22 protein-coding genes are annotated in these 21,467 nt (G+C 72.4%); 10 read left to right on the forward strand and 12 right to left on the reverse strand.

Annotated features, from left to right (window positions below; genetic code table 11):
• Positions 1-4: 4 nt before the first annotated feature.
• Positions 5-1,597, forward strand: coding sequence for an N-acyl-D-amino-acid deacylase family protein (locus tag AMK29_RS07450; protein ID WP_073809354.1), 1,593 nt, complete (start codon positions 5-7; stop codon positions 1,595-1,597).
• 153 nt (positions 1,598-1,750) lie between these two features.
• On the opposite strand, the gene mptB is transcribed toward AMK29_RS07450, so the two are convergent.
• Both mptB and AMK29_RS07460 read right to left on the reverse strand, forming a co-directional pair.
• Positions 1,751-3,184 (reverse strand): polyprenol phosphomannose-dependent alpha 1,6 mannosyltransferase MptB, encoded by a 1,434-nt coding sequence (mptB, locus tag AMK29_RS07455; RefSeq protein ID WP_073809357.1) that lies wholly within the window; start codon positions 3,182-3,184, stop codon positions 1,751-1,753.
• A 41-nt stretch (positions 3,185-3,225) separates the two neighbouring features.
• A complete protein-coding gene (locus tag AMK29_RS07460) occupies positions 3,226-3,729 on the reverse strand; it encodes a hypothetical protein (protein WP_073809361.1) in 504 nt (167 codons plus the stop codon).
• A 133-nt stretch (positions 3,730-3,862) separates the two neighbouring features.
• Here AMK29_RS07460 and AMK29_RS07465 point away from each other — a divergent pair, with 133 nt between their 5' ends.
• From AMK29_RS07465 to AMK29_RS07490, 6 genes are all read left to right on the forward strand, one after another.
• Positions 3,863-5,074 carry a pyridoxal phosphate-dependent aminotransferase gene (locus AMK29_RS07465; protein ID WP_073809366.1) on the forward strand — a complete coding sequence of 404 codons (1,212 nt, stop codon included), beginning with the start codon at positions 3,863-3,865 and terminating at the stop codon, positions 5,072-5,074.
• 173 nt (positions 5,075-5,247) lie between these two features.
• Positions 5,248-5,646 carry an SCO4983 family protein gene (locus AMK29_RS07470; protein ID WP_073809369.1) on the forward strand — a complete coding sequence of 133 codons (399 nt, stop codon included), beginning with the start codon at positions 5,248-5,250 and terminating at the stop codon, positions 5,644-5,646.
• A 127-nt stretch (positions 5,647-5,773) separates the two neighbouring features.
• Positions 5,774-6,910 carry a hypothetical protein gene (locus tag AMK29_RS07475; RefSeq protein ID WP_198942194.1) on the forward strand — a complete coding sequence of 379 codons (1,137 nt, stop codon included), beginning with the start codon at positions 5,774-5,776 and terminating at the stop codon, positions 6,908-6,910.
• On the forward strand, positions 6,907-8,124 hold the full coding sequence (locus AMK29_RS07480; protein WP_079196784.1) for a toxic anion resistance protein: 1,218 nt from the start codon (positions 6,907-6,909) through the stop codon (positions 8,122-8,124). The genes AMK29_RS07475 and AMK29_RS07480 overlap by 4 nt, the downstream gene beginning before the upstream one ends.
• Entirely contained in the window at positions 8,121-9,722 is a 1,602-nt protein-coding gene (locus tag AMK29_RS07485; RefSeq protein WP_073809378.1) for a substrate-binding and vWA domain-containing protein, read from the forward strand. The genes AMK29_RS07480 and AMK29_RS07485 overlap by 4 nt, the downstream gene beginning before the upstream one ends.
• Entirely contained in the window at positions 9,709-10,299 is a 591-nt protein-coding gene (locus tag AMK29_RS07490) for a hypothetical protein (RefSeq protein WP_198942195.1), read from the forward strand. The genes AMK29_RS07485 and AMK29_RS07490 overlap by 14 nt, the downstream gene beginning before the upstream one ends.
• 125 nt (positions 10,300-10,424) lie before the next feature.
• On the opposite strand, the gene AMK29_RS07495 is transcribed toward AMK29_RS07490, so the two are convergent.
• Positions 10,425-12,248, reverse strand: coding sequence for a phosphoenolpyruvate carboxykinase (GTP) (locus tag AMK29_RS07495; protein ID WP_073809383.1), 1,824 nt, complete (start codon positions 12,246-12,248; stop codon positions 10,425-10,427).
• 194 nt (positions 12,249-12,442) lie between these two features.
• On the opposite strand from AMK29_RS07495, the gene trhA reads away from it, so the two are divergent.
• Positions 12,443-13,117: a PAQR family membrane homeostasis protein TrhA gene (trhA, locus tag AMK29_RS07500; protein WP_073809387.1), complete on the forward strand. Its 675-nt coding sequence runs from the start codon at positions 12,443-12,445 to the stop codon at positions 13,115-13,117.
• A gap of 12 nt (positions 13,118-13,129) precedes the next feature.
• Here trhA and AMK29_RS07505 read toward each other — a convergent pair whose 3' ends face one another.
• From AMK29_RS07505 to AMK29_RS07515, 3 genes are read right to left on the reverse strand one after another with little or no spacing between them, the layout of a single operon-like run.
• Positions 13,130-14,146, reverse strand: a complete 1,017-nt coding sequence (locus tag AMK29_RS07505; protein WP_073809391.1) for a glycoside hydrolase family 26 protein — start codon at positions 14,144-14,146, stop codon at positions 13,130-13,132.
• Position 14,147: 1 nt separating this feature from the next.
• Complete coding sequence (locus tag AMK29_RS07510) at positions 14,148-14,792, reverse strand: vitamin K epoxide reductase family protein (protein ID WP_073810683.1); 645 nt, start codon at positions 14,790-14,792, stop codon at positions 14,148-14,150.
• A gap of 22 nt (positions 14,793-14,814) precedes the next feature.
• On the reverse strand, positions 14,815-15,318 hold the full coding sequence (locus tag AMK29_RS07515; protein WP_073809396.1) for a DUF5949 family protein: 504 nt from the start codon (positions 15,316-15,318) through the stop codon (positions 14,815-14,817).
• A 171-nt stretch (positions 15,319-15,489) separates the two neighbouring features.
• Here AMK29_RS07515 and AMK29_RS07520 point away from each other — a divergent pair, with 171 nt between their 5' ends.
• Together AMK29_RS07520 and AMK29_RS07525 are read left to right on the forward strand one after the other, a co-directional pair.
• On the forward strand, positions 15,490-15,912 hold the full coding sequence (locus AMK29_RS07520; protein ID WP_073809400.1) for a tyrosinase family oxidase copper chaperone: 423 nt from the start codon (positions 15,490-15,492) through the stop codon (positions 15,910-15,912).
• On the forward strand, positions 15,879-16,745 hold the full coding sequence (locus tag AMK29_RS07525; protein ID WP_073809404.1) for a tyrosinase family protein: 867 nt from the start codon (positions 15,879-15,881) through the stop codon (positions 16,743-16,745). The genes AMK29_RS07520 and AMK29_RS07525 overlap by 34 nt, the downstream gene beginning before the upstream one ends.
• Positions 16,746-16,824: 79 nt before the next feature.
• On the opposite strand, the gene AMK29_RS07530 is transcribed toward AMK29_RS07525, so the two are convergent.
• The 6 genes from AMK29_RS07530 to AMK29_RS07555 all read right to left on the reverse strand — a co-directional run bounded on the left by AMK29_RS07530 (position 16,825) and on the right by AMK29_RS07555 (position 21,100).
• Positions 16,825-17,106 carry a chaplin gene (locus AMK29_RS07530; RefSeq protein ID WP_073809408.1) on the reverse strand — a complete coding sequence of 94 codons (282 nt, stop codon included), beginning with the start codon at positions 17,104-17,106 and terminating at the stop codon, positions 16,825-16,827.
• Positions 17,107-17,398: 292 nt separating this feature from the next.
• On the reverse strand, positions 17,399-17,875 hold the full coding sequence (locus AMK29_RS07535; protein WP_079196785.1) for a hypothetical protein: 477 nt from the start codon (positions 17,873-17,875) through the stop codon (positions 17,399-17,401).
• A 202-nt stretch (positions 17,876-18,077) separates the two neighbouring features.
• Positions 18,078-19,160 carry a hypothetical protein gene (locus AMK29_RS36965; protein WP_241845195.1) on the reverse strand — a complete coding sequence of 361 codons (1,083 nt, stop codon included), beginning with the start codon at positions 19,158-19,160 and terminating at the stop codon, positions 18,078-18,080.
• Between the two features lie 279 nt (positions 19,161-19,439).
• A complete protein-coding gene (locus AMK29_RS07545) occupies positions 19,440-19,706 on the reverse strand; it encodes a hypothetical protein (RefSeq protein WP_073809419.1) in 267 nt (88 codons plus the stop codon).
• A 266-nt stretch (positions 19,707-19,972) separates the two neighbouring features.
• A complete protein-coding gene (locus AMK29_RS07550) occupies positions 19,973-20,572 on the reverse strand; it encodes a hypothetical protein (RefSeq protein ID WP_143202886.1) in 600 nt (199 codons plus the stop codon).
• A 288-nt stretch (positions 20,573-20,860) separates the two neighbouring features.
• Positions 20,861-21,100, reverse strand: a complete 240-nt coding sequence (locus tag AMK29_RS07555) for a chaplin (protein WP_073809429.1) — start codon at positions 21,098-21,100, stop codon at positions 20,861-20,863.
• Positions 21,101-21,467 lie beyond the last annotated feature (367 nt).

Here is a 21,467-nt window from a genome sequence, read left to right on the forward strand (position 1 = left end):
AGGCATGGACCTGGTCTTCCGTGACGCGGAGGTCGTCGACGGCACCGGCGGCCCCTCCTACCGCGCCGACGTGGCGATCGACGGCGGCCGGATCGCCGCGATCGTCAAGGAGGGCGCGGCGGCCGGCTGCCAGCGCCCCACCGCCCGGCGCGTCGTGGACGCCGAGGGCCTCGCCCTCTCGCCCGGTTTCATCGACATGCACGCCCACAGCGACCTCGCGCTGCTCCGCGACCCGGACCACGGCGCGAAGGCCGCGCAGGGCGTGACCCTCGAAGTCCTGGGCCAGGACGGTCTCTCGTACGCGCCGGTCGACGACCGCACGCTCGCGGAGGTGCGCGGGGCGATCACCGGCTGGAACGGGTACGGCGACGACATCGACTTCGACTGGCGGACGGTCGGCGGGTACCTGGACCGCCTCGATGGCGCCCACGGCGGCCGGGGCATCGCCGTGAACGCCGCCTACCTGGTCCCCCAGGGCACGGTCAGGATGCACGCGGTCGGCTGGGAGGACCGCCCCGCCACCGAGGCCGAGCTGAACCGGATGCGGCGGCTCGTCGCCGAGGGCCTGGAGCAGGGCGCGGTCGGCATGTCCTCCGGCCTGACGTACACGCCCGGGATGTACGCGCCGGACGCCGAGCTCACCGAACTGTGCCGGGTGGTGGCGGAGTACGACGGCTACTACTGCCCGCACCACCGTTCGTACGGGGCGGGGGCCCTGCGCGCGTACCAGGAGATGATCACGCTCGCCCGGGACGCGGGCTGCGCGCTGCACCTGGCGCACGCCACCATGAACTTCGGCGTGAACAGGGGCAGGGCGCCCGAGCTGCTCGCCCTGCTCGACGAGGCCCTCGACGCGGGCGCCGACATCACCCTCGACACGTACCCGTACACGCCCGGCTGTACGAGCCTCGTCGCCGTGCTGCCGAGCTGGGCGGGCGAGGGCGGCCCGGAGGCGGTGCTGGCGCGGCTGCGGGACGACGAGACGGCCGAGCGCATCCGGCACCACCTGGAGGTCGTCGGCTCGGACGGCTGCCACGGGGTGCCGGTCGAGTGGGACACGATCGAGGTGTCGGGGGTGTCGGATCCGGCGCTCTCGGAGTTCACGGGCCGTCGTCTGGACGGCTGGCCGACGGCACGCCGGCTGCTGATCGGGGACCGTCTGGGCACGACGATCCTCCAGCACGTGGGCCACGAGGAGAACGTCCGGGCGATCATGCGGCACCGGGTCCACACGGGCGGCTCGGACGGCATCCTCCAGGGCCTGAAGCCGCACCCGCGCGCGTACGGGACGTTTCCCCGGTACCTCGGCAGGTACGTGCGCGAGTTCGGCGTGCTCTCCCTGGAGGAGTGCGTCGCCCACCTCACCGCCCGCCCCGCGGCCCGCCTCCGGCTCCCGGACCGGGGTCTGGTCCGGGAGGGGTACGTGGCGGACCTGGTCCTCTTCGACCCGGAGTCGGTGGCAGCGGGCGCGACGTACTCCGCGCCCCGCACCCTGCCCGTGGGCATCCCGCACGTCCTGATCGACGGCAGGTTCGTGGTCGAGGACGGCCGCCGTACGGACGTCCTGGCGGGCCGCTCGATCCGCCGGACACGCTGAACGGACGCACGCGCACGCGTGACGGCGGGCGGCGTCCGCGTGACGGCAGCGGGCGGGTGCGCGCGGGGCGAGCGCCCGCCGGACACCATGACGAACGCACGCGCCGGCGTGACGGCGGGCGCGCCCGCGCGGGGCCAGCGTTGTCCCGTACCCCTACCGCCCGACGGCCACCGGCGCGGCGTCCGCCGCCACCCCGTCCGCCGCCGGCGGCCACGGATTCCGCCGCACCCATACCAGGCCCGCCACCAGCACGGCCCCCGCCACCACGAAGCCGAACCAGGGCGTGTGCCCGGACGGCGCCGTCTCGTACACGAGGGCCGCCGAGACGACGGCGAGCACCTGCCCCGCCCGGCTGTGCCAGGCGACCGCCGCGACGACGGCCGTCCCCCACAGCACGTACCAGGGCTGCACCATCGGCGACAGGGCGACGAGCGCCACCAGCGAGAGGCCGAGCCCGAGGACCGGGTCCAGGGCCCCCCGCCACGCCCGCCACGCGAGCACCAGGATCACGACGGCGGCCACGGCCAGCCCCGCAGTCTGCACGGCGCCCTTCACGGGCGCGGGGTCGTCCCCGACGAGCAGCCCGAGGCCGAGCCCGAGGTCGCTGGTCACCGACAGCGCGGTGTGGATCGACCCGGCGACGCTCTGGGTGCGCAGCCACCCGAACCCGGTCCCGGCCAGCACCGTCGCCCCGGCGGCGACCGCGCCCGCGACGGCCCCCGGCAGGACGAGGCCCTTGACCAGGCCGCGTACGCCACCGTCCCTGCGGGCGACCATCACACCGATGAACAGCAGCGCGACGGCCGCCGGCGACTTGATCATCACCGCGAGACCGACGAGGACGGAGCCGAGCACCCACCGCCCGCGCGTGGCGAGCAGCACGCCGCCGAGCAGGAGCCCGATCATCAGGCCGTCGTTGTGCATGCCGCCGACGACATGGATCAGGAGCAGCGGGTTGAGCGCGGCCAGCCAAAGCGCGCCCGCGCGGCCGCCGGGCCCGCCGCCGAGCCCTCGTACGGCCCAGACGATCAGGGCGAGCGCGGCCAGGGCGACGAGCCGCAGCCCGAGGACGGCGGGCACGACCGCCCCGCCGGTCAGTTTCACCACCGCCGCCGCGAGGAGCAGGAACACGGGTCCGTACGGGGCGGGGGTGTCCGTCCAGTTCCCGCCGACGCTCGCCGCCGCGTCCGCGCCGAGCTCGCCGGGGCCGAGGACGGAGGGCCCGCCTCCGTACACGTCGTGCCCTTCGAGGACCATCGCGCCCTGGGCGATGTAGCTGTAGACGTCGGCGCTGTGCAGGGGCGGGGCGAGGAGCAGCGGGGCGGTCCAGCAGGCGAGGGTGGCGGGCACGCCGTCCCGCCGGCCCCGGGCGAGCAGGACGCCGTAGCGCCACCAGGCGGCGACGAGCAGGGTCAGGCCGAGGTAGGCGAGGAGGCCGCCGGCCAGGGCGAGCGAGGAGCCGCGCGGCTCCCAGAGCCCCCAGCCGCCGCGCACGGGCAGCGTCCCGGCGGCCCACCCGCCCACGGCGACGCCGACGGACCCGACCGCACCCAGCCACCGGCATCCGGAGGCGCTGATAGCCCACATGACGTGCCAACCTATCCCGCCGCCGGGTGGCCCTCGTCCGGCTACCTGGGTCGTTTGGTCTGCCCCCGGCCCCGTCCCGGCTTGTCCGTGTGTCCGTCGCCGTCGGTGGAGGGGTCGGCCTTCGGTCCGGCCGCGGGGCCGGCGGTGGCCGCTCCTGCCCCGGACGGAGCAGTCGTCCGGTCCGGTTCCCGGGCCGTCGGAGAGGAGGAGGGGCCGGTGCCGCCGTCCTCGCCCCCGTCCGTCTTCCGCCCGTCGGCGGCCGTGGGGTCCGGGGAGCCGGAGGCCCCCGGGGAGTCCGGCTCCCCGTCCGCGCCGTCGGAGCCGTCCGTCGGGTCCGCCTGGATCAGCGCGGGCGGTCCCTCGGGTGCTCCGCCGTCCTGCGAGCCCGTCCCGCCGCCCCCGCCTCCGGCGAACAGCACGGCTCCGACCCCGAGGACCGCGACGCCGGCGGCGAGCAGCCAGACCGTCCCCCGGCCCCGGCGTGCGGGGGCGTGACGGCGTCGGCCGGGTCGGGGTGCGGCGACTCCGGGGGCGTGGTGGCTCATGTGGCCGGATTGTAGGGAGCACGACACCGTCCGTGCGACACGGGTCACATCGCGGCCGTCCGATGGGTGTTCCGGTGTCCGACGTGTCCCAAAACACGAGGCGCCCCGGCCGACCCGGCCGTAAGCTCTCGTCATGCAGGTGATCCAGTCCACGAAGCTCGCCAACGTCTGTTACGAAATCCGGGGTCCGGTGCTCGAAGAGGCGATGCGGCTTGAGGCTGCGGGTCATCGCATCCTCAAGCTCAACACGGGGAACCCGGCCGCCTTCGGCTTCGAGTGCCCGCCCGCCATCCTCGAGGACGTGCTGCGCAACCTCTCCGACGCGCACGGCTACGGCGACGCGAAGGGGCTGCTCTCGGCCCGGCGCGCGGTGATGAGCCACTACGAGACGAAGGGCATCCCGCTCTCCGTCGAGGACATCTACCTCGGCAACGGCGTCTCGGAGCTGATCCAGATGTCGATGCAGGCGCTGCTCGACGACGGCGACGAGGTCCTCGTCCCGGCTCCGGACTACCCGCTGTGGACCGCGTCGGTCTCGCTCGCGGGCGGTACGGCCGTGCACTACCGCTGTGACGAGCAGGCGGACTGGATGCCGGATCTGGCGGACATCGAGCGGAAGATCACCGACCGCACCAAGGCGATCGTGATCATCAACCCGAACAATCCGACGGGTGCGGTCTACGACGACGAGATGCTCCGCTCCCTGACGGAGATCGCGCGTCGGCACAACCTGGTCGTCTGCTCGGACGAGATCTACGACAAGATCCTGTACGACGGCACCACGCACACCCCGACCGCCGCGATCGCCCCGGACCTCCTCGTCCTCACCTTCAACGGGATGAGCAAGAACTACCGGGTGGCCGGTTTCCGCTCCGGCTGGCTCGCGGTCTGCGGCCCGAAGCACCACGCGTCCTCGTACATCGAGGGCCTCACGATCCTCGCCAACATGCGCCTCTGCGCGAACATGCCGGCGCAGCACGCGGTGGCCGCCGCGCTCCAGGGCCGGCAGTCGATCGAGGACCTGGTGCTGCCGGGCGGGCGGCTCCTGGAGCAGCGGGACACGGCGTACGAGCTGCTGACGCAGATCCCGGGGGTGACGTGCGTGAAGCCGAAGGGCGCGCTGTACCTCTTCCCTCGTCTGGACCCGAACGTCTACAAGATCAAGGACGACCGGCAGATGGTCCTGGACCTGCTGCGGGCCGAGAAGATCATGGTCGTGCACGGGACGGGCTTCAACTGGCACGAGCCGGACCACTTCCGGATCGTCACGCTGCCGGCGGCGGCGGACCTGGCGGACGCGGTGACCCGGATCGGCCGCTTCCTGGACGGCTACAGCCAGCCCTGAGGCCCGGCGGGGTAAGGGCCGCGACCCGGCGGGGCACGTCCGGGACTCGGCGGGGCCAGGTCCGGGACTCGGCGGGGCCACCCGTGGGACCCGGCGCGCCCACCCCTCGGACCGGAATCAACTTTAGACAGGATCTAAGCTAGGATGGCTCCAGAGCACGAGGAGGCCGTCCCATGTACGAACCGATCCGCACGAAGTCGGTCCACCGGATGGCCGACGACGCCCCCGACGCGTATCCGCACCGCTCCCGCGAGGAGGAGCTGGACATCCAGCTCGCCGGACACCTCGCCGCCCTGCTCGCCGTCACCGACGAGCTCGGCGACGCGGAGGCAGGAGAGCGGATCGCCCGGCAGGTGGCGCGGCTGCGCGGCGCGCCGCCCGCGCGGCACGCGGGCCTGAGCGGCTCGTCCGCACCGGACCTGCACCGCAAGGCCCACGCCCTCGCGGGTCGGGCCCTGGTCGTCGCCGCCTCCCGGGCCGACACCACCGCGGCGATCCTGGCCGCCGAGCGCATGGACGCGCACACCGAGGCGCTGGCCGGGGAGCCCACCCTGGCCACGGCCGCCCCCTGACGGCCCCGGTCCGCGCGGCACGAACCGCGCGGACCGGGCGCCACCCACGGCGGTCACGGTAGGCCCCGCTCCGGTTCGGTACCGGGATCGGCACTTCACCCGCCGTCCACACAACTCGCCCTGGAATGTGGGTTTCCGCGAGCACGCTGCCCGCGTGAGACGCATCCTGGGAATCGTCCTCGCCGTCCTGCTCCTCGGCGGCGTGGCCGCCGTCCTCGTGACGGGCGGCGACAAGGACAAGGGCACGGCGACGAAGACCGTGCGAGGAGTCATCGGGTCGGAGAAGGCGGAGTTCTTCGCCGACCCGCAGGTGGTGAAGGCCCTGGCCGCGAAGGGCTTCACCGTGGAGTCCGAGACCTCCGGGTCCTGGGACATGGAGGAACTGCCCCTCGACGGCTACGACTTCGCCTTCCCCTCCTCCAAGGGCCCGGCCGACGAGCTCCGCGCGAAGGCCCGCAAAAGGGCCCCGGACACGGCGACGACCGCCCCGCTGCGCCCGTTCTACTCGCCGCTCGTCGTCGTCGCGCACAGCTCCGCCGCCCGTGTCCTCGCCGGGAACGGCCTGGCCACCCTCGGCCCGCGCGGCACGAGCGGCACCCTGAAGATGGACGCCTACCTCGCGGCCGCCCGCGCCGACCGGACCTGGCAGCAGCTCAGGGGCTCCGCGGGCCACGCCGAGCTCAGCGGCACCGTCTTCATCACCTCCACCGACCCGGTCGCCTCCAACTCCGGCGCCCTGTACCTCGCCGCCGCGAGCTACGTCGCCGACGGAGGACGGGTCGCGGGCGACAAGGCCGCCGTCACCCGCACGGCCCCGCTGCTCCGCAAGCTCGTCCAGGTCCAGGGCGCCCAGCAGTCCGGCTCGGACGCCCCCTTCCGCGACTTCATCAGCGGCGTCGGCAACCCGCTGGTCCTCGTGTACGAGTCCCAGGTCGCCGCGCAGCTCCTCGCCGGCCGCCCGATGGGAGACCTGGTCGTCCTCTACCCGGACACCACGGTCAACAGCGACCACACCCTCGTACCCATCACCGCGAACGGCCGCGCCCTCGGCACGCTCCTCTCCACCGACCCCGAACTGCGCAGGCTCGCGGTGCGCCACGGCTTCCGGCCGCAGGGCGCGGCGAGCGAGTTCACCGCAGCGACCGACAGCCACACCGAGTACCTCAACCAGACGCTGACCGGAGTCCGCCAGGCGCCCGTGCCCACCAGCAAGGTGCTGCACGACATGGCCCTGCGGGCCCGCGACCAGGGGGACGCCGCATGACCACGCCCGACCCGAGAAGAACGATGGCCCTGACACCGCCCGAGCACGACACGCCGCTCGTCCTCACCCCGCCCGAGCCCGTGCCCCCGGTCCGCGCCGCGCAGGCCTCCGGCCTGGTGCCGATGGACGAGGCGGTCCGTACGGAGATGTCCCGCCGGGCCGCCGAGTACATCGGCTCGATCGAAGGGCTCGACCCGCGCTCCCCCGAGTTCGCCGGCCGCGTCGGGGAGATCGCGGCGCTCGGCGCGGGCGAGATGCGCTCCGCGGCCCAGCAGTCGAACCGCATGCTCGACCGTACGGTCCGCTCCCTCGGCTCCGGGAACGCCGGCGGCGACGCGGGGGCCCGGGTCGGCACCTCCCTCGTCGAACTCCGGCGCACCGTCGAGGACCTGGACCCCCGGGACACCCCGGGCAAGGGACTCAAGGGCCTCCTCGCCAGGCTCCCCGGCGGCAACAGGCTGCGCGACCACGTCGCCAGGTACGCCTCGTCGCAGACGACGCTCACCCGGATCGTCGCGGCCCTGCGCAGCGTGCAGGACGAACTGCGGCGCGACAACGCCGCGTTGCTGACCGAGCGGGCCCGGCTGTGGGAGACCATGGGCAGGCTCCAGGAGTACGCGGTCCTCACCGACGCCCTCGACGCGGCCGTGGAGGAGCGCATCGCCCTCGCGCCCGACCCGGGGCAGGCGGACGCGCTCCGCGCCGACCTCCTCTTCCCGGTCCGGCAGAAGCACCAGGACCTGCTGACCCAGCTCGCCGTCTGCGCGCAGGGGTATCTGGCGATGGACGTGGTCCGCCGGAACAACGACGAACTGATCAAGGGCGTGGAGCGGGCGGCGACGACGACCGTGTCGGCGCTGCGGATCGCGGTGATGCTCGCCTCCGCGCTCGAACACCAGCAGAAGGTCACCGAGCAGGTGACCGTGCTGCGGTCGACGACCGAGGACCTGATCCGCGGCAACGCCGAGATGCTGGCCGAGCAGGCCGGTGAGATCCAGGCGCTGGCGGCCGACCCGGCGGTCGGCGCGGAGACGCTCCGTACCGCGTTCCAGCAGATCTACCGGACGCTCGACGCCATCGACACGTACAAGGCGCGGGCGACCGAGTCGATGGCGGCGACGGTCGAGTCGCTGACGTCCGAACTCCAGGGGGCGAGGACCCATCTGGAGCGCAGCCGCCGCGCGGGGGCCCTGGAGGGTGGCGGTCCCGCATGACGACCTCCTCCCGTGCCCGCTCCCTGAGGCGTACGTGCGCCGGACTCGCCCTCGCCCTGCTCGTGACGGCGACCGGCGGCTCCTGCGACAGCGCCGACCGCGCCGCCGACCCGACCGACCGGAACGGCACGGGGTCCGCCCCCGGCACGCTCCGCGTCCTCGCCTCCTCCGAGCTCACCGACATGGAGCCGATCCTCGACGCGGCCCGGACGGCGACCGGCGTCACCGTCCGTCCCACGTACGTCGGCACCCTCGACGCCGTCGAGCAGATCGCCTCCGGCCGGGCCGACCAGGCCTACGACGCGGTCTGGCTCTCCTCCAACGACTACCTGCGGCTCCGCCCCGACACGGCGAAGAAGATCACCGGCGAGACACCGATCATGGTGTCCCCGGTGGCCCTCGGGGTGCGGCCCGCCGCCGTCACCCGGCTCGGCTGGGACCCGGCGAAGGTCACCTGGTCGCAGCTCCACCGGGCCGTCGCCGACGGAAAGCTCGGCTACGGCATGACGGACCCGATGCGCTCCAACTCCGGCTTCTCCGCCCTCGTCTCGGTCGCCTCGGGTCTCTCCGGTGCCCAGGCCGCGCTCACCGAGGCGGACGTACGCCGGGCCACGCCGAAGCTGAAGGAGTTCTTCACCGGGCAGAAGCTGACGTCGGGCTCCTCCGGCTGGCTGGCCGACGCCTACGGCCGTCGCGGCGACGTCGACGCGCTCGTCAACTACGAGTCGGTGCTGCTGTCCTCGTCCCGGTCCGGGGGCCTCACCGTCATCCGGCCGGCCGACGGCGTCGTCACCGCCGACTACCCGTTCACCCTGCTGACCTCCGCCCGGCCGGAGGCGAAGGCGGCGGCGGGGCGGCTCACCCGCCATCTGCGCACCCCGGAGGTCCAGCGCCGCATCACGGAGACCACCCTGCGCCGCCCGGTGGTCCCCGGTGTCAGCCCGGCCTCCGCGCTCGACCGCGACCAGCGGCGCGAGCTGCCGTTCCCGGGCAGCCGGGCCGTCGCGGACGGGCTGCTCGACGCGTACGACAACACCCTGCGCAGGCCCTCCCGCACGGTCTACGTCCTCGACACCTCGGGCTCCATGGCGGGCGAGCGGCTCGAACGGCTCACGGCGGCCCTCACCGAGCTGACCGGTGACTTCCGGGACCGGGAGGAGGTCACCCTGATGCCCTTCGGCTCGGCGGTGAAGCAGAACGAGGTCCGTACGCACACGGTCGACCCGGCCTCGCCCCGGGCGGCGCTCGACGCGATCAGGTCCGACGCGCGGAAGCTCTCGGCCTCCGGTGGCACCGCGATCTACTCCAGCGTCCAGGAGGCGTACCGCTTCCTCGGCAGGACTCCCGGCGACACGTTCACCTCGATCGTGCTCATGACGGACGGGGAGAACACCGACGGCGACCCGGCCGCCGCCTTCGACACCTTCTACCGCGGCCTGCCGGCCGGGCAGAAGGGCACCCCCGTCTTCCCGATCCTCTTCGGGGACTCCGACCGGGACGAGCTCGACCACATCGCGAGCCTGACCGGCGGCAAGCTCTTCGACGCCACCAAGGGCTCGCTGGACGGCGCCTTCGAGGAGATCCGTGGCTACCAGTGACCGACTGCTGCGATACGCGGAGTCCCGCAAGAACCTCGCCGGGTGCGTCTGCGGGCTCGCCGGGGTCGGTCTCGCCCTCACCGGCGCCGCGGGCGCCCTCTGGCCCCTGGTGATCGGCGGGCTCTACGGCGCGGGGGCGCTGATCGCCCCGCCCGAGCGGCCCGGCACCCCGGACTTCCCGGACGCGGGCGAGCGACTCGACGCGCTGCGGGCCGACTTCACCACCCTGCGCGGGTACCTGGCCGAGGCGGAGCTGCCGGATGCCGCGCGAGAGCGGCTCACGGCGCTCGACGCCCTGGTCGAGGCCCTGCTCGAACCGGGCGCGGTGAGCGACCCGGAGCACCTGCACGTCCTGGCCCGCGCGGTCCGCCAGGACATCCCGGAGGCCGTCGACACCTTCGTGCGGACGCGGTGGTGGTCGCGGTTCGCACCGGGCACCGAGCCGCCGGAGGCCCACCTCGAACGGCAGCTCGCCGCGCTCCACGAGGAGGCGACGGCGATCGCCACCGCCCTCCGGGAGGCGGAGGCGATCCGGCAGGAGATCCTCACGCGGTACGTGGAGGGGCGCGGCGGCTGAGGACATGCGCCGGCCCCCGGGGCCTGAGGGGGCTCCGGGGGCCGGTTGCGTCGTGGTGGGCCGTCGTGACCCCACTGGTCAGGGCGGTATCTCGGGGCAACCCACCACGAGTCTGCGGTGCGGGATCAGCCCAGGCGCTCGACGAGCGCGCGGTACTGGTCCCACAGCTCCTTCGGCGTGTGGTCGCCGAAGGTGTTCAGGTGGTCGGGGACGAGGGCGGCCTCCTCGCGCCACACGTCACGGTCGACCTTGAGGAGGAACTCCAGGTCCTCGGCCGGCAGGTCCAGGCCGTCGGTGTCGAAGGACTCCGGGGTCGGCAGGATGCCGATCGGGGTCTCGACGCCCTCGGCCTTGCCCTCCAGGCGCTCCACGATCCACTTCAGGACGCGGCTGTTCTCGCCGAAGCCGGGCCAGACGAACTTCCCGGCGTCGTTCTTGCGGAACCAGTTCACGTAGTAGATCTTCGGCAGCTTGGCGGCGTCGGCGTTCGCCCCGACCTTGACCCAGTGGGCCATGTAGTCGCCCATGTTGTAGCCGCAGAACGGCAGCATGGCGAAGGGGTCGCGGCGCAGCTCGCCGACCTTGCCCTCGGCGGCGGCGGTCTTCTCGGAGGCGACGTTCGCGCCGAGGAACACGCCGTGGTTCCAGTCGAAGGACTCGGTGACCAGCGGCACGGCGGAGGCGCGGCGGCCGCCGAAGAGGATCGCGGAGATCGGGACGCCCTTGGTGTCCTCCCACTCCGGGGCGATCGTCGGGCACTGGCCGGCCGGGACGGTGAAGCGGGCGTTCGGGTGGGCGGCCGGGGTCTCGGACTCCGGCGTCCAGTCGTTGCCCTTCCAGTCCGTGAGGTGGGCCGGGGCCTTCTCGGTCATGCCCTCCCACCAGACGTCGCCGTCGTCGGTGAGCGCGACGTTGGTGAAGACGGAGTTGCCCCAGAGGGTCTTCATGGCGTTGGCGTTGGTGTGCTCGCCGGTGCCGGGCGCGACGCCGAAGAAGCCGGCCTCGGGGTTGATCGCGTAGAGGCGGCCGTCCTCGCCGAAGCGCATCCAGGCGATGTCGTCGCCGATGGTCTCGACGGTCCAGCCGGAGATCGTGGGCTCCAGCATGGCCAGGTTCGTCTTGCCGCAGGCGGACGGGAACGCGGCGGCGACGTACTTCGCCTCGCCCTGCGGCGGGGTCAGCTTCAGGATGAGCATGTGCTCGGCGAGCCAGCCCTCGTCACGCGCCATGACGGAGGCGATACGGAGCGCGTAGCACTTCTTGCCGAGCAGGGCGTTGCCGCCGTAGCCCGAGCCGTACGACCAGATCTCACGGCTCTCGGGGAAGTGCGAGATGTACTTGGTGGAGTTGCACGGCCACGGAACGTCCTCCTGGCCCTCCTCCAGGGGGGCGCCGAGGGTGTGGACGGCCTTGACGAAGAAGCCGTCGGTGCCGAGCTCGTCGAGGACGGCCTGGCCCATGCGGGTCATGGTGCGCATGGAGACCGCGACGTACGCGGAGTCGGTGATCTCGACGCCGATGGCGGAGAGCGGGGAGCCGACCGGGCCCATGCAGAAGGGCACGACGTACATGGTGCGGCCGCGCATGGAGCCGCGGAAGATGCCCTTCTCCCCCGCGAAGAGCTCCTTCATCTCGGCCGGGGCCTTCCAGTGGTTGGTCGGGCCCGCGTCCTCCTCCTTCTCGGAGCAGATGAAGGTCCGGTCCTCGACGCGCGCGACGTCGGTCGGGTCGGAGGCGGCGTAGTACGAGTTCGGGCGCAGGGTCGGGTCGAGCTTCGTGAAGGTGCCCTTGGCGACGAGCTCCTCGCACAGGCGCTCGTACTCGGCCTCGGAGCCGTCGCACCAGACGATGCTGTCCGGCTGGGTGATCTCGGCGATCTCGTTCACCCAGGAGACGAGCTCCTGGTGCTGGGTCGGAAGGGTCTGGGGAGCCGCGTTGTCGCGCGCCACGATTGCTCCTTGTAGAGGGGTTTTTTGGTGTGTGCCCCGTGGGGGCCGCGACCCGGATGCTTCGTAGCTGCTCATCCGGTGCCGACCGCACTCATTTGATCATCCGATGGAACTGCCCATATGTCCAGGGGGCCGCACACGTGAGCATCGCCACTCGTATCCGGGGCCTACGGAGGCGTAGGTAGCATGCGGACATGACTTCCGCCATGCCGTCGGTGAACGAGATCGAGCAGTTCGTGAAGCCCAGGCTCAGGGGCTGGCTGCATGCCGGGATGTTCCCCGCGGTGATCGTGGCGGGGGTCGTCCTGGTCGTGCTCGCCGAGTCCCCCCGGGCCCGCGTCGCCTGCGGGATCTTCGCCCTCACCGCCTGCATGCTCTTCGGCGTCAGCGCGCTCTACCACCGCGGCGACTGGGGTCCGCGCGGCGAGGCCGTCCTACGGCGCCTCGACCACGCCAACATCTTCCTGATCATCGCGGGCACCTACACCCCGCTCAGCCTGCTCCTGCTCCCGGACTCCACGGCCGAGCCGCTCATGTGGGCGATCTGGACGGCGGCCCTCGCGGGCATCGCCTTCCGGGTCTTCTGGGTCGGCGCCCCCCGCTGGCTGTACACGCCCTGCTACATCGCCATGGGCTGGGCCGCCGTCTTCTTCCTGCCCGACTTCCTGCGGGCCGGCGGCGTCGCCGTCCTCGTCCTCGTCGTCGTCGGCGGACTGCTCTACAGCGCGGGCGGCGTCATCTACGGCATCAAGCGCCCCAACCCGTCACCGCGCTGGTTCGGCTTCCACGAGGTCTTCCACTCGCTGACCCTGGCCGCCTTCATCGCCCACTACATCGGCATCTCGCTGGTGGCCTACCGGCACTCCTGACGGGCCCCGCCGTCATGGCCCGGCCGGCGCCCCGAGCGCGTTCCTGACGACCCGCGCCGACTCGGGGTTGTCGGCGCACCCCCAGACGCCGTGCGGGCAGTAGTCGGTGACCGTCTGGTAGACGGGACGGTGCCGCGCGAACCAGTCCAGCATCCCGCGCACGTACGCCGGGTTGTCCCCGTTCCTGAAGAGCCCCCACTCCGGGTACGAGACCGGCTTGCCGTGCGCCGCCGCGAACCGGACGTGGTGTTCGAGCCCGTACTCCTCGGCGACCTGGTCCTCGAACGCGAGCCCCTCGGGCTGGTCGTAGGCGTCCATGCCGATGATGTCGACGACGTCGTCCCCGGGGTAGCAGCGCGGCCACTCCACGGCGTCCCGACCCCGGCTCGGGGTGAAGTCGAAGCGGAACCGCTGCCCCGGCACCCCCCGCAACACCCCGACGACCCTGCGCCAGTACGTCTTCCAGGCCGCCGGGTCCGGGCCGCAGCGGTGGCTGTACGTGGTGCCGTTCATCTCCCAGCCGAGGACCAGGACCGCGTCCCCGAGGCCGTGCTCCACGAGCCGCTCCCCGAGCACCCGGAAGTGACGGTCGTACGCGCCGGCCGCGCCGCTCCGCAGCCCCGCCCGCACCTCCGCGTCCGGCAGGCCCGCCTCGCTCCGGTCGAGCAGCGGCACGTTCAGCACGAAGAGGCGCCCCGGCCGCGCCTCCTTCCACCGGGCCCAGGGACCGAAGAGCGCCGGGTGCCCCTCGATGTTGGACCAGCGGTCGCCCGGCAGATACGTGTGCCCGACGGTCAGCGCCCCGCCGCCCAGCCAGGCCTGCGCCTGGGCGATCCTGCGGACCCCCGCCTCGTCGGAGCCGGTGAAGAACCCCGACGGCACCCCGGGCAGGTGCGCCGCCTCGGGCACGGGCCGGGCCGTGGTGTGCCGCTCGCCCGGCGCGATCCGGTCGGGCACGAGCAGAAGCACGAGAACGGCCGCGAGCAGCACGATCAGTGCCGCCCGCGGCCGGGGGAGGAAACGGCTCACGTCAACTCGTCCAGAATTCCCACCACCGGGTCAGGATCAGCATCCCGATGATCCCGATGTGCAGGACGGGCAGGGCGAAGGTGAACTCGCCGAGGAACGTCCGCAGCCCCGCCGGGGCGGGGATCACCCCGTGGTGGACGTTGTGCGCGGTGACGTACCAGAACATGACGATGGTGGCGACCCAGGCCAGGCAGCACCACAGGCAGAGCGAGTTGATCTCGTACAGCGACTGGTACATCAGCCAGGTGCAGAAGCCGACGCCGAAGAGCATGCCGGCGTTGAGACCGAGCCAGAGCCAGCCCCGGTAGCGGGCCCCGGCGAGGAGCCCGGCCCCCAGGGCGACGACGACGGCGTACGTGACGAGTCCGAGCATCGGGTTGGGGAAGCCGAAGACCCCCGCCTGCTCGCTCTTCATGATGTTGCCGCAGGAGACGACCGGGTTCAGGCTGCACCCGGGCTGGAAGCCGGGGTCCTCGAGGAGCTTGAACTTGTCGATCGTGATCACCCAGCCGGACAGCACGCCCGCCGCCCCGGTGATCATCAGCAGCCAGGCGAGGGCCCGGCCCGCGCCGATCGTCCCGTCCGTCCCGTCGCCCCGCGCGAGCCGCCGCTGCCCCGGCACGCCCTGGACATCCACCGTCGCCATGTCGCCGCCGCCCGCCATCCGCTCAGCCCTGCAGTCGCCGGACGGGCAGCACGACGTGTGCCCCGCCCGCCAGGGGGTCCTCGCCGGCGAAGAAGGAACGCAGCTGCTCCTCCGAGACCGGCTCACCGGGCGCGACCTGCGGCCAGGGGCGGACCGAGCAGACCAGGTAGGCGTGCCCGAGCTCGTTGGCGGCCGCCTCCCACTCGGCCGGCACCGAACACTGCACCTTGATGAACGGCAGGGTGAGGACCGCCTGCTGGGCCTCGACGAGGAGGTGGGCGTCGATGCCGGACTCCTGGGACGCGTCGACCACGGGCCCGCCGACGGTGAGGCCCATGCCCTCGATGGCGGCCCGCATCGCTTCCACACCGGCCTCGCGGCCGTCGCGTCCGTTGCCGAGCGAATACACCATCAGGTACGGAGCGGCCGGCTTTTCGTCGGTGGGTCCGGTGGTCCAGAAGACGGCCGAGAGCGTACCCAGCGGGGAGATGCTGCGCGACTCGGAAACGACATTGGAAGAAGTCATGGGTCCGGATGCTAGTGGCCACACGCCCGCCATTCCCCATCCCATTCACCCGAACGGCCGACATTCTCCCGGCAGCAGTTTTCACCACAACGAATCGGTGTTTTTCTCGTTGTTCTCTCAGGGCATTTCCGTCCGCCTGCGGCGGGCCGCCGGACCACCAGGAGATCACTCATGACCGTCACGCGCCGCCTCGCACTGCGGTCCCTCTTCACCCTGACCGCCGCCGCCTTCACCGGTGGCGCGCTCGCTCGTATCGCCAGGACGCCCCGGAGCGGAGCGTCCGCCGCCGACGCGCCGCCCGACGGGACCTTCGACGAGATGTACCGGGGCCGCCGCATCCAGGGCCGGCCGGCGCCCGCCGACGGGATCGAGGTCCTCGTCGACGACCGGCCGCTGCATCTGATGCGCTGCGCGGACGGCGGCTACCTCACCCCCATCGATCACTACCAGACCTATCCGACGCCGCTGGCGGCCACGCGCGCGGCCGTGGACGAGCTCGGGTCCGCGCCGCTGACCCGCTTCGCCGCCGCCCACGGCGTCCACACCGGGAGGGAGTCCGCGTGGCCTACACACGGAAGAACCAGCGTGATCTGACCAGCGCCGAGCGAAGGAAGTTCGTCGCCGCGGTCCTGGAGCTGAAGCGCACGGGGACGTACGACGACTTCGTCCGCACCCACATCGACTACTACACGGCCGACGGCGACGGCCGGCTGCGCCTGGCCCACATGGCGCCCAGCTTCCTTCCCTGGCACCGCAAGTTCCTGCTGGAGTTCGAGCGGGCGCTGCGCCGGGTCGACCCCACGGTCACCGTCCCGTACTGGGACTGGACCCGCGACAACACCCCCGCCGCCTCCCTCTGGAACGACGACTTCATGGGCGGCAACGGCCGGCGCGGTGACCTCCAGGTGATGACCGGGCCCTTCGCCCACTCGGGCGGCCGCTGGACCATCACCCACGGGATGACCGAAGGCGCCTTCCTCACCCGGGACCTCGGCCACCCCCGCGCCCCGATCACCCTCCCCACCGGGGCGGACCTCGACGTGGTGATGCGCGAGACGGTGTACGACGTGGCTCCCTGGAACTCCACGAGCACCTCCGGCTTCCGCAACCGCCTCGAGGGATGGGCCCCGGGCCGGGGCAACGAGCGCTTCCGCGTCCACAACCGCGTGCACCGCTGGGTCGGCGGCCTGATGCTGGGCGGCGCCTCGGTCAACGACCCGGTCTTCTGGCTCCACCACTCCTTCGTCGACCTGATCTGGTCACGCTGGCAGCAGCGCAACCCGCGCGCCGGCTACGTGCCGGCGCAGCCCCCGCCACCGGGTGACGCGCAGCACGGCCGGATCGCGGCCCGCGACGAGCGGATGGGCCCGTGGGGCGTCACCCCGGCGCAGATGCTCGACCACAGCGCGGTCTACCGGTACGCCTGAGGCACGGGGTGCGCGCGCCCCCGCACAGGAAAGCGGCCCTCCGGCGGATGTGCCGGGGGCCGCTCCATGGGGAGGGGGATCAGCCGCCGTAGCCGCCGTCGCGGTCACCGTGGTCGTGACCGTCGACGTTCGCGCAGGAGTTGCCGAACGCCGGGTTGATCAGACCGATGACGGTGACGGTGTTGCCGCACAGGTTCAGCGGCACGTGGACCGGGACCTGGACGACGTTGCCGGAGGCGACACCGGGCGAGTGGGCGGCGACGGCCTCGGCGCCCGAGTCGGCGACGGCCAGGCCGGCTCCGCTGAGGGCCACGGCACCCGTGCCGGCGAGAACAGCGGCAGCCTTCGCGATGCGAGACATCAAGAACTCCTTGGACGTGGAAAGTCGACCGCGAGTATCACGGCCGCACAGTTCCCTTCAACGCCGAAAAGGCGGACCGGTAACGGCCTTTGGGCCGGATGGGGCGTACGGGAGAGGGGAAGGCCCGCAGACCGGGGGCCCTTCCGCCGCCGGATACGACGGACCGGACCTCCGGACCTGCGGGCCGCGGCCATGCGACAAGCCTTCTGTTGCAACGAGCAACGACCCTTCGGGTTGCGGGGAAGAATCGTGTCTTCATCCGCCGGGCCATTGGTCGTACAAAGGGCCCTTGTCAGGCCGTCGGCTGCGCCAGGCCCAGCTGGGGGGCCAGCACCCCGTTCACCGCGGGGGTGAGGACGCCGGCGCCCGGCATCGTGAGGTCCGGGAGCCCGAACCTGTCGCCGCGCGGCAGGCCGACCGGGTTGCCGACCGTGGCCCCGGGGGCGGCCGCCTCCACGGGCGAGCTCGGGGTGGTCAACAGGGCCGTGCCGGGCCGGCTGCCCTCGACGGCCTCGGGGAGCGGGGCGGCGAGGACGGTGTTCGGGAGCGTGCTGGAGACCGGCACCCGCGGCAGGCCGATGTCCGGCAGAGCCTGGGAGTGCCCCTCGTGGAAGACGGTGGGGGTGCCCGGGACGGGCAGCGGGACACCGGTGGCCACGGTCGGCGCGTCCATGGGGATCACCGGCTCCAGACCCTGGAGCGGGACGACCACCGGCGCCTCGGCGGCGGAGGCGGGGGCGGCCATGGCGGCCGAGGCGAGAGCGGTCATGAGAATTCCCATGCCGGCTTGTGATCGCAGGTTCATGACTGCGTGTGCCCTTCGGAGGGTGGTGACGACGGTGCGATGGAGCTGTGTCCTGTGAACGAGCCCTCCGGCAGGAAAGTCGCGAAAATCGCCTACGTGCAGCAACACCCAAGGTCCCCACCGGTGACGGTGAGGACCTTGGTTGACAGGGGGTCAGCCCGACGCGTCAGTGGCGACGCCCGGAGCGCCCGACGCGGAAGCGGACGACCGCTCCCCCGAGGATGAGGGCGGCACTGACGGCCGCGGCGCCCGTCAGCACGGCGGTGTCCCGTCCGGTGTCGGGAAGCTGGGGCACCCCCGGCCCGCCCGAACCCGACTGGCTCGGACCGCCGGGCGGCTTGGTCGACTCACCGGGGTGGGTGGGCGGCTTCGTCGACTCCCCCGGGTGGGTCGGCGGCTTCGTCGACTCACCGGGCTCACCCGGCTCGCCGTGCTGACCCGGAGGTGTCGGCGAAGCGGTCGGCGGCTTGGTCGGCTCACCCGGGTGCGTGGGATGCCCCGGCCCGGTGGGCTCACCCGGCTTCGTCGGCTCACCCGGCTTGGTCGGCTCACCCGGGTGCGTGGGATGCCCCGGCCCGGTGGGCTCACCCGGCTTCGTCGGCTCACCCGGGTGCGTGGGATGCCCCGGCCCGGTGGGCTCACCCGGCTTCGTCGGCTCACCCGGCTTGGTCGGCTCACCAGGCTTGGTCGGCTCACCCGGGTGCGTGGGATACCCCGGCCCGGTGGGCTCACCCGGCTTCGTCGGCTCACCCGGATGCGTCGGATGCCCCGGCCCCGTCGGCTCGCCAGGCTTGGTCGGCTCACCCGGATGCGTCGGATGCCCCGGCCCCGTCGGCTCGCCAGGCTTGGTCGGCTCACCCGGGTTCGTGGGATGCCCCGGCCCCGTCGGCTCACCCGGCTTCGTCGGCTCACCCGGATGCGTGGGATGCCCCGGCCCCGTCGGGTGCCCGGGAGGTGCCGGGTTCTCGCTCGGGTGGTCGGGGGTTTCGCCGTCCGGGCCGTCCCCGTAGCCGTCGGGGTCGTCGACGGCCTGGGCGCAGTGGTCACGGACCGCCCTGGCGGCGATGTCGACGAGCTGCACGGAGTCCCCGCACAGGCTCACCGAGAGGGGGACCTGTCGATGGTGCCCCGCGCCGGGCCCCGGCGCGTCCTCCGTGGAGTTCGCCGCCACGGCGAAGCCTCCGGTCAGCGACAGGACGCCCGTCGCGGCTGCGGCAGTGAGCAGCTTCCTGGTGATGATGGATCGCATACCGCTCTTCCTCTGGAGAAAGGGAGAGACCGGCGGGGAGCCCCCTCGCTCCGACCGGCCTTTCCGCGCACCCAGTGCGTCAGTCGCTGACGAACTGGTCACGGAACGCGGGACTCTGGGACATCGGACGGATGCACCGCCGCGACCCCCGAGCCGACCTTCCGTGGATGACTGGCCAGAGCGTAAGGAGCGGTGCACGGCGAAGAACCGGACCTCCACGGCGACAGATCAGAAAATCATTCGATCAGCCGATCACTGCGACCCGATAGGGAAAGGGCGTCAGCCGGCCAGCGGGAGGCCGCCGAGCAGCGGCACCTTCTTGGTGGTCTCGTTCAGCTTCCCGGTGACCTCGCCCACGGCCTGGACCGGGGAGCCGTCCGTGGTGCTGCTCAGCGCGTCGGTCTGCAGGCCCTCGCTGGAGATCACGTCGAGCCCCCCGTCCAGGCTGGTGGGGACCTCCGCCGGCCCCATGGCCATGGCGGGCGCGGCGGCACCCAGGGCCATGACGGAACCGGCGACCATCGCGGCGACCTTGGTGGGCTTCATGGAGTGAGTCCTTCCTCTAGGCATCTTGAGCGTCAGTGCGGCTTCGTTGGGAGCAAGTCGCTTACCGCGCGGCTGAGTTGAGCTATTCCACGCGGCCTTCCGCTTCTGTAACGAGAGGCGTGCTCCCCGGAAACTCCGGGAGGGCGACACTGCACCCGAATGAAGGGTCCGGTCCGATTTACCGATCGGAAAGGCGAACGCCGTACCGGCCCAGGGGTACGGGGCCGGTACGGCGTGATGCGTCTGACGCGCCTAGCGGACGGACGTCAACGACTCGGGGACGGAAGCGTCGGAAGCGTCGGGAGCGCCGGGGGCGTCGGCAGGGCAGGCACGTCGGGCAGGGCCGGCAGGGCCGGCAGGTCGATCGCGGTGAGGCCACCGAGCAGGGTGGACACGATGAGGTCGACCAGGTCGGCGACGGCCTTCTGCACGGTGGCGCCCGCGTCGCCGAGGAGGTCGGCGGGCGCGGCCTCGGCCGCGACGGGTCTCGCCACGACCGTCGCAGCGGCGGGAGCCTCCGCCTTCGGCGGGGCGACGGCCGGCGTGTCCGGTACGGGGAGGTCGGGAACCGCGGTGGTGGGCAGTGGCGCCATGGCATCGGCCTTGGCGGCCTCGACCGCCTGGGCGATCTTGGCGTCGAACGCCTCGGAGGCGGCGGTGGTGAGCCGGCCGTCGGCCTTGATCGACGCGATGAGCTCGGCCACCGCTGCGCTCACCGCCTTCCCGAGGTCGCCGAGCCCGGCCGGAAGGGCGGCAGTACGGCCGAGGGGGGCCTGGGCGGCGACGGTGGACGCATGGGGCGGCTTGTGTGCGTCGGCGGCGGCGGGTCCCGCCCAGCCGAGGGTGAGGGCGGCGGATGCAGCCAAGACGGTGAGGCGGAGTGGTGCCTGGGGACGCATATTTGTTCCTTTTCCGTATGCGTCGGACAACTTCCCCTTCACCGTGCCTGCGCTTATAGCGCTCCGCAATCGCAGAACTACTGAACGCCACGCATCCGTTCGGGTGAATCCACCCCTCCGACCTGCCACTCCCAGGGGCGTACGCCGTTGCACCGGGCGGCGCACGACAGTGCGCCCGAACGAGCGAAAGGCCGGCGCGCACACCCCGGAGGGGTGGCGCACCGGCCTCGGAAGGACCGCGATCCGTGTGCGGTGTCAGGCGTTGACGCAGGTGTTGCCGAAGGCGGGGTTGAGGGCGCCGATGACGTTGACGGTGTTGCCGCAGACGTTGATCGGCACGTGGACCGGCACCTGCACGACGTTGCCCGACGCGACGCCCGGGGAAGCCACGGCCGCGCCCTCGGCACCGGCGTCGGCGACGGCGACACCGGAGGCACCCGCGACGGACGCGGCGATGCCCAGGGAGAGGACGACAGCCTTTGCGATACGGGACATGGGGAAGCGCTCCTCGATCGATTGCGAACCACTCGGACCGGAAGGCCGGCGGTGTGACCGGATCAGCCCGGCTCCTTCAACAACGCCCCTCCATTACTTCGGTTGCTCTCCCGAATGGGTGACGTTCAACCTATCTTTGGGCCATCGGAGGGGTATTCGGGCGAGTGAGCCGAGAATGGCGCAACACGCCCAACGAGTAACCGGCCGCCCGGATACGAAAGTTAGTCTTTGTGAGCATCTAATGCTTACTATCGCCCGGCTTCAGCGTTATAACGTTCCCCGACGTCGCTCACGGTCCAGCCGCGCGGGCATGCTTTTTCGCACGGCCGACAGCTTCCTCTTCCCCGATCTTCACGGGTGTTTCCTT

This window comes from Streptomyces sp. CB02261, assembly GCF_001905665.1.
GTDB lineage: Bacteria > Actinomycetota > Actinomycetes > Streptomycetales > Streptomycetaceae > Streptomyces.

Excerpts from the sequence above, each read along its gene's own strand:
- AMK29_RS07545 (WP_073809419.1), bottom strand. The coding sequence starts at position 19,706 with ATGAAGCCCACCAAGGTCGCCGCGATGGTCGCCGGTTCCGTCATGGCC.
- trhA (WP_073809387.1), top strand. The coding sequence starts at position 12,443 with ATGACTTCCGCCATGCCGTCGGTGAACGAGATCGAGCAGTTCGTGAAG.
- AMK29_RS07480 (WP_079196784.1), top strand. The coding sequence starts at position 6,907 with ATGACCACGCCCGACCCGAGAAGAACGATGGCCCTGACACCGCCCGAG.
- AMK29_RS07465 (WP_073809366.1), top strand. The coding sequence starts at position 3,863 with ATGCAGGTGATCCAGTCCACGAAGCTCGCCAACGTCTGTTACGAAATC.
- AMK29_RS07510 (WP_073810683.1), bottom strand. The coding sequence starts at position 14,792 with ATGGCGACGGTGGATGTCCAGGGCGTGCCGGGGCAGCGGCGGCTCGCG.
- AMK29_RS07520 (WP_073809400.1), top strand. The coding sequence starts at position 15,490 with ATGACCGTCACGCGCCGCCTCGCACTGCGGTCCCTCTTCACCCTGACC.
- AMK29_RS07555 (WP_073809429.1), bottom strand. The coding sequence starts at position 21,100 with ATGTCCCGTATCGCAAAGGCTGTCGTCCTCTCCCTGGGCATCGCCGCG.
- AMK29_RS07460 (WP_073809361.1), bottom strand. The coding sequence starts at position 3,729 with ATGAGCCACCACGCCCCCGGAGTCGCCGCACCCCGACCCGGCCGACGC.
- AMK29_RS07515 (WP_073809396.1), bottom strand. The coding sequence starts at position 15,318 with ATGACTTCTTCCAATGTCGTTTCCGAGTCGCGCAGCATCTCCCCGCTG.
- AMK29_RS07450 (WP_073809354.1), top strand. The coding sequence starts at position 5 with ATGGACCTGGTCTTCCGTGACGCGGAGGTCGTCGACGGCACCGGCGGC.
- AMK29_RS36965 (WP_241845195.1), bottom strand. The coding sequence starts at position 19,160 with ATGCGATCCATCATCACCAGGAAGCTGCTCACTGCCGCAGCCGCGACG.
- AMK29_RS07535 (WP_079196785.1), bottom strand. The coding sequence starts at position 17,875 with ATGACCGCTCTCGCCTCGGCCGCCATGGCCGCCCCCGCCTCCGCCGCC.
- AMK29_RS07530 (WP_073809408.1), bottom strand. The coding sequence starts at position 17,106 with ATGTCTCGCATCGCGAAGGCTGCCGCTGTTCTCGCCGGCACGGGTGCC.
- AMK29_RS07470 (WP_073809369.1), top strand. The coding sequence starts at position 5,248 with ATGTACGAACCGATCCGCACGAAGTCGGTCCACCGGATGGCCGACGAC.
- mptB (WP_073809357.1), bottom strand. The coding sequence starts at position 3,184 with ATGTGGGCTATCAGCGCCTCCGGATGCCGGTGGCTGGGTGCGGTCGGG.
- AMK29_RS07485 (WP_073809378.1), top strand. The coding sequence starts at position 8,121 with ATGACGACCTCCTCCCGTGCCCGCTCCCTGAGGCGTACGTGCGCCGGA.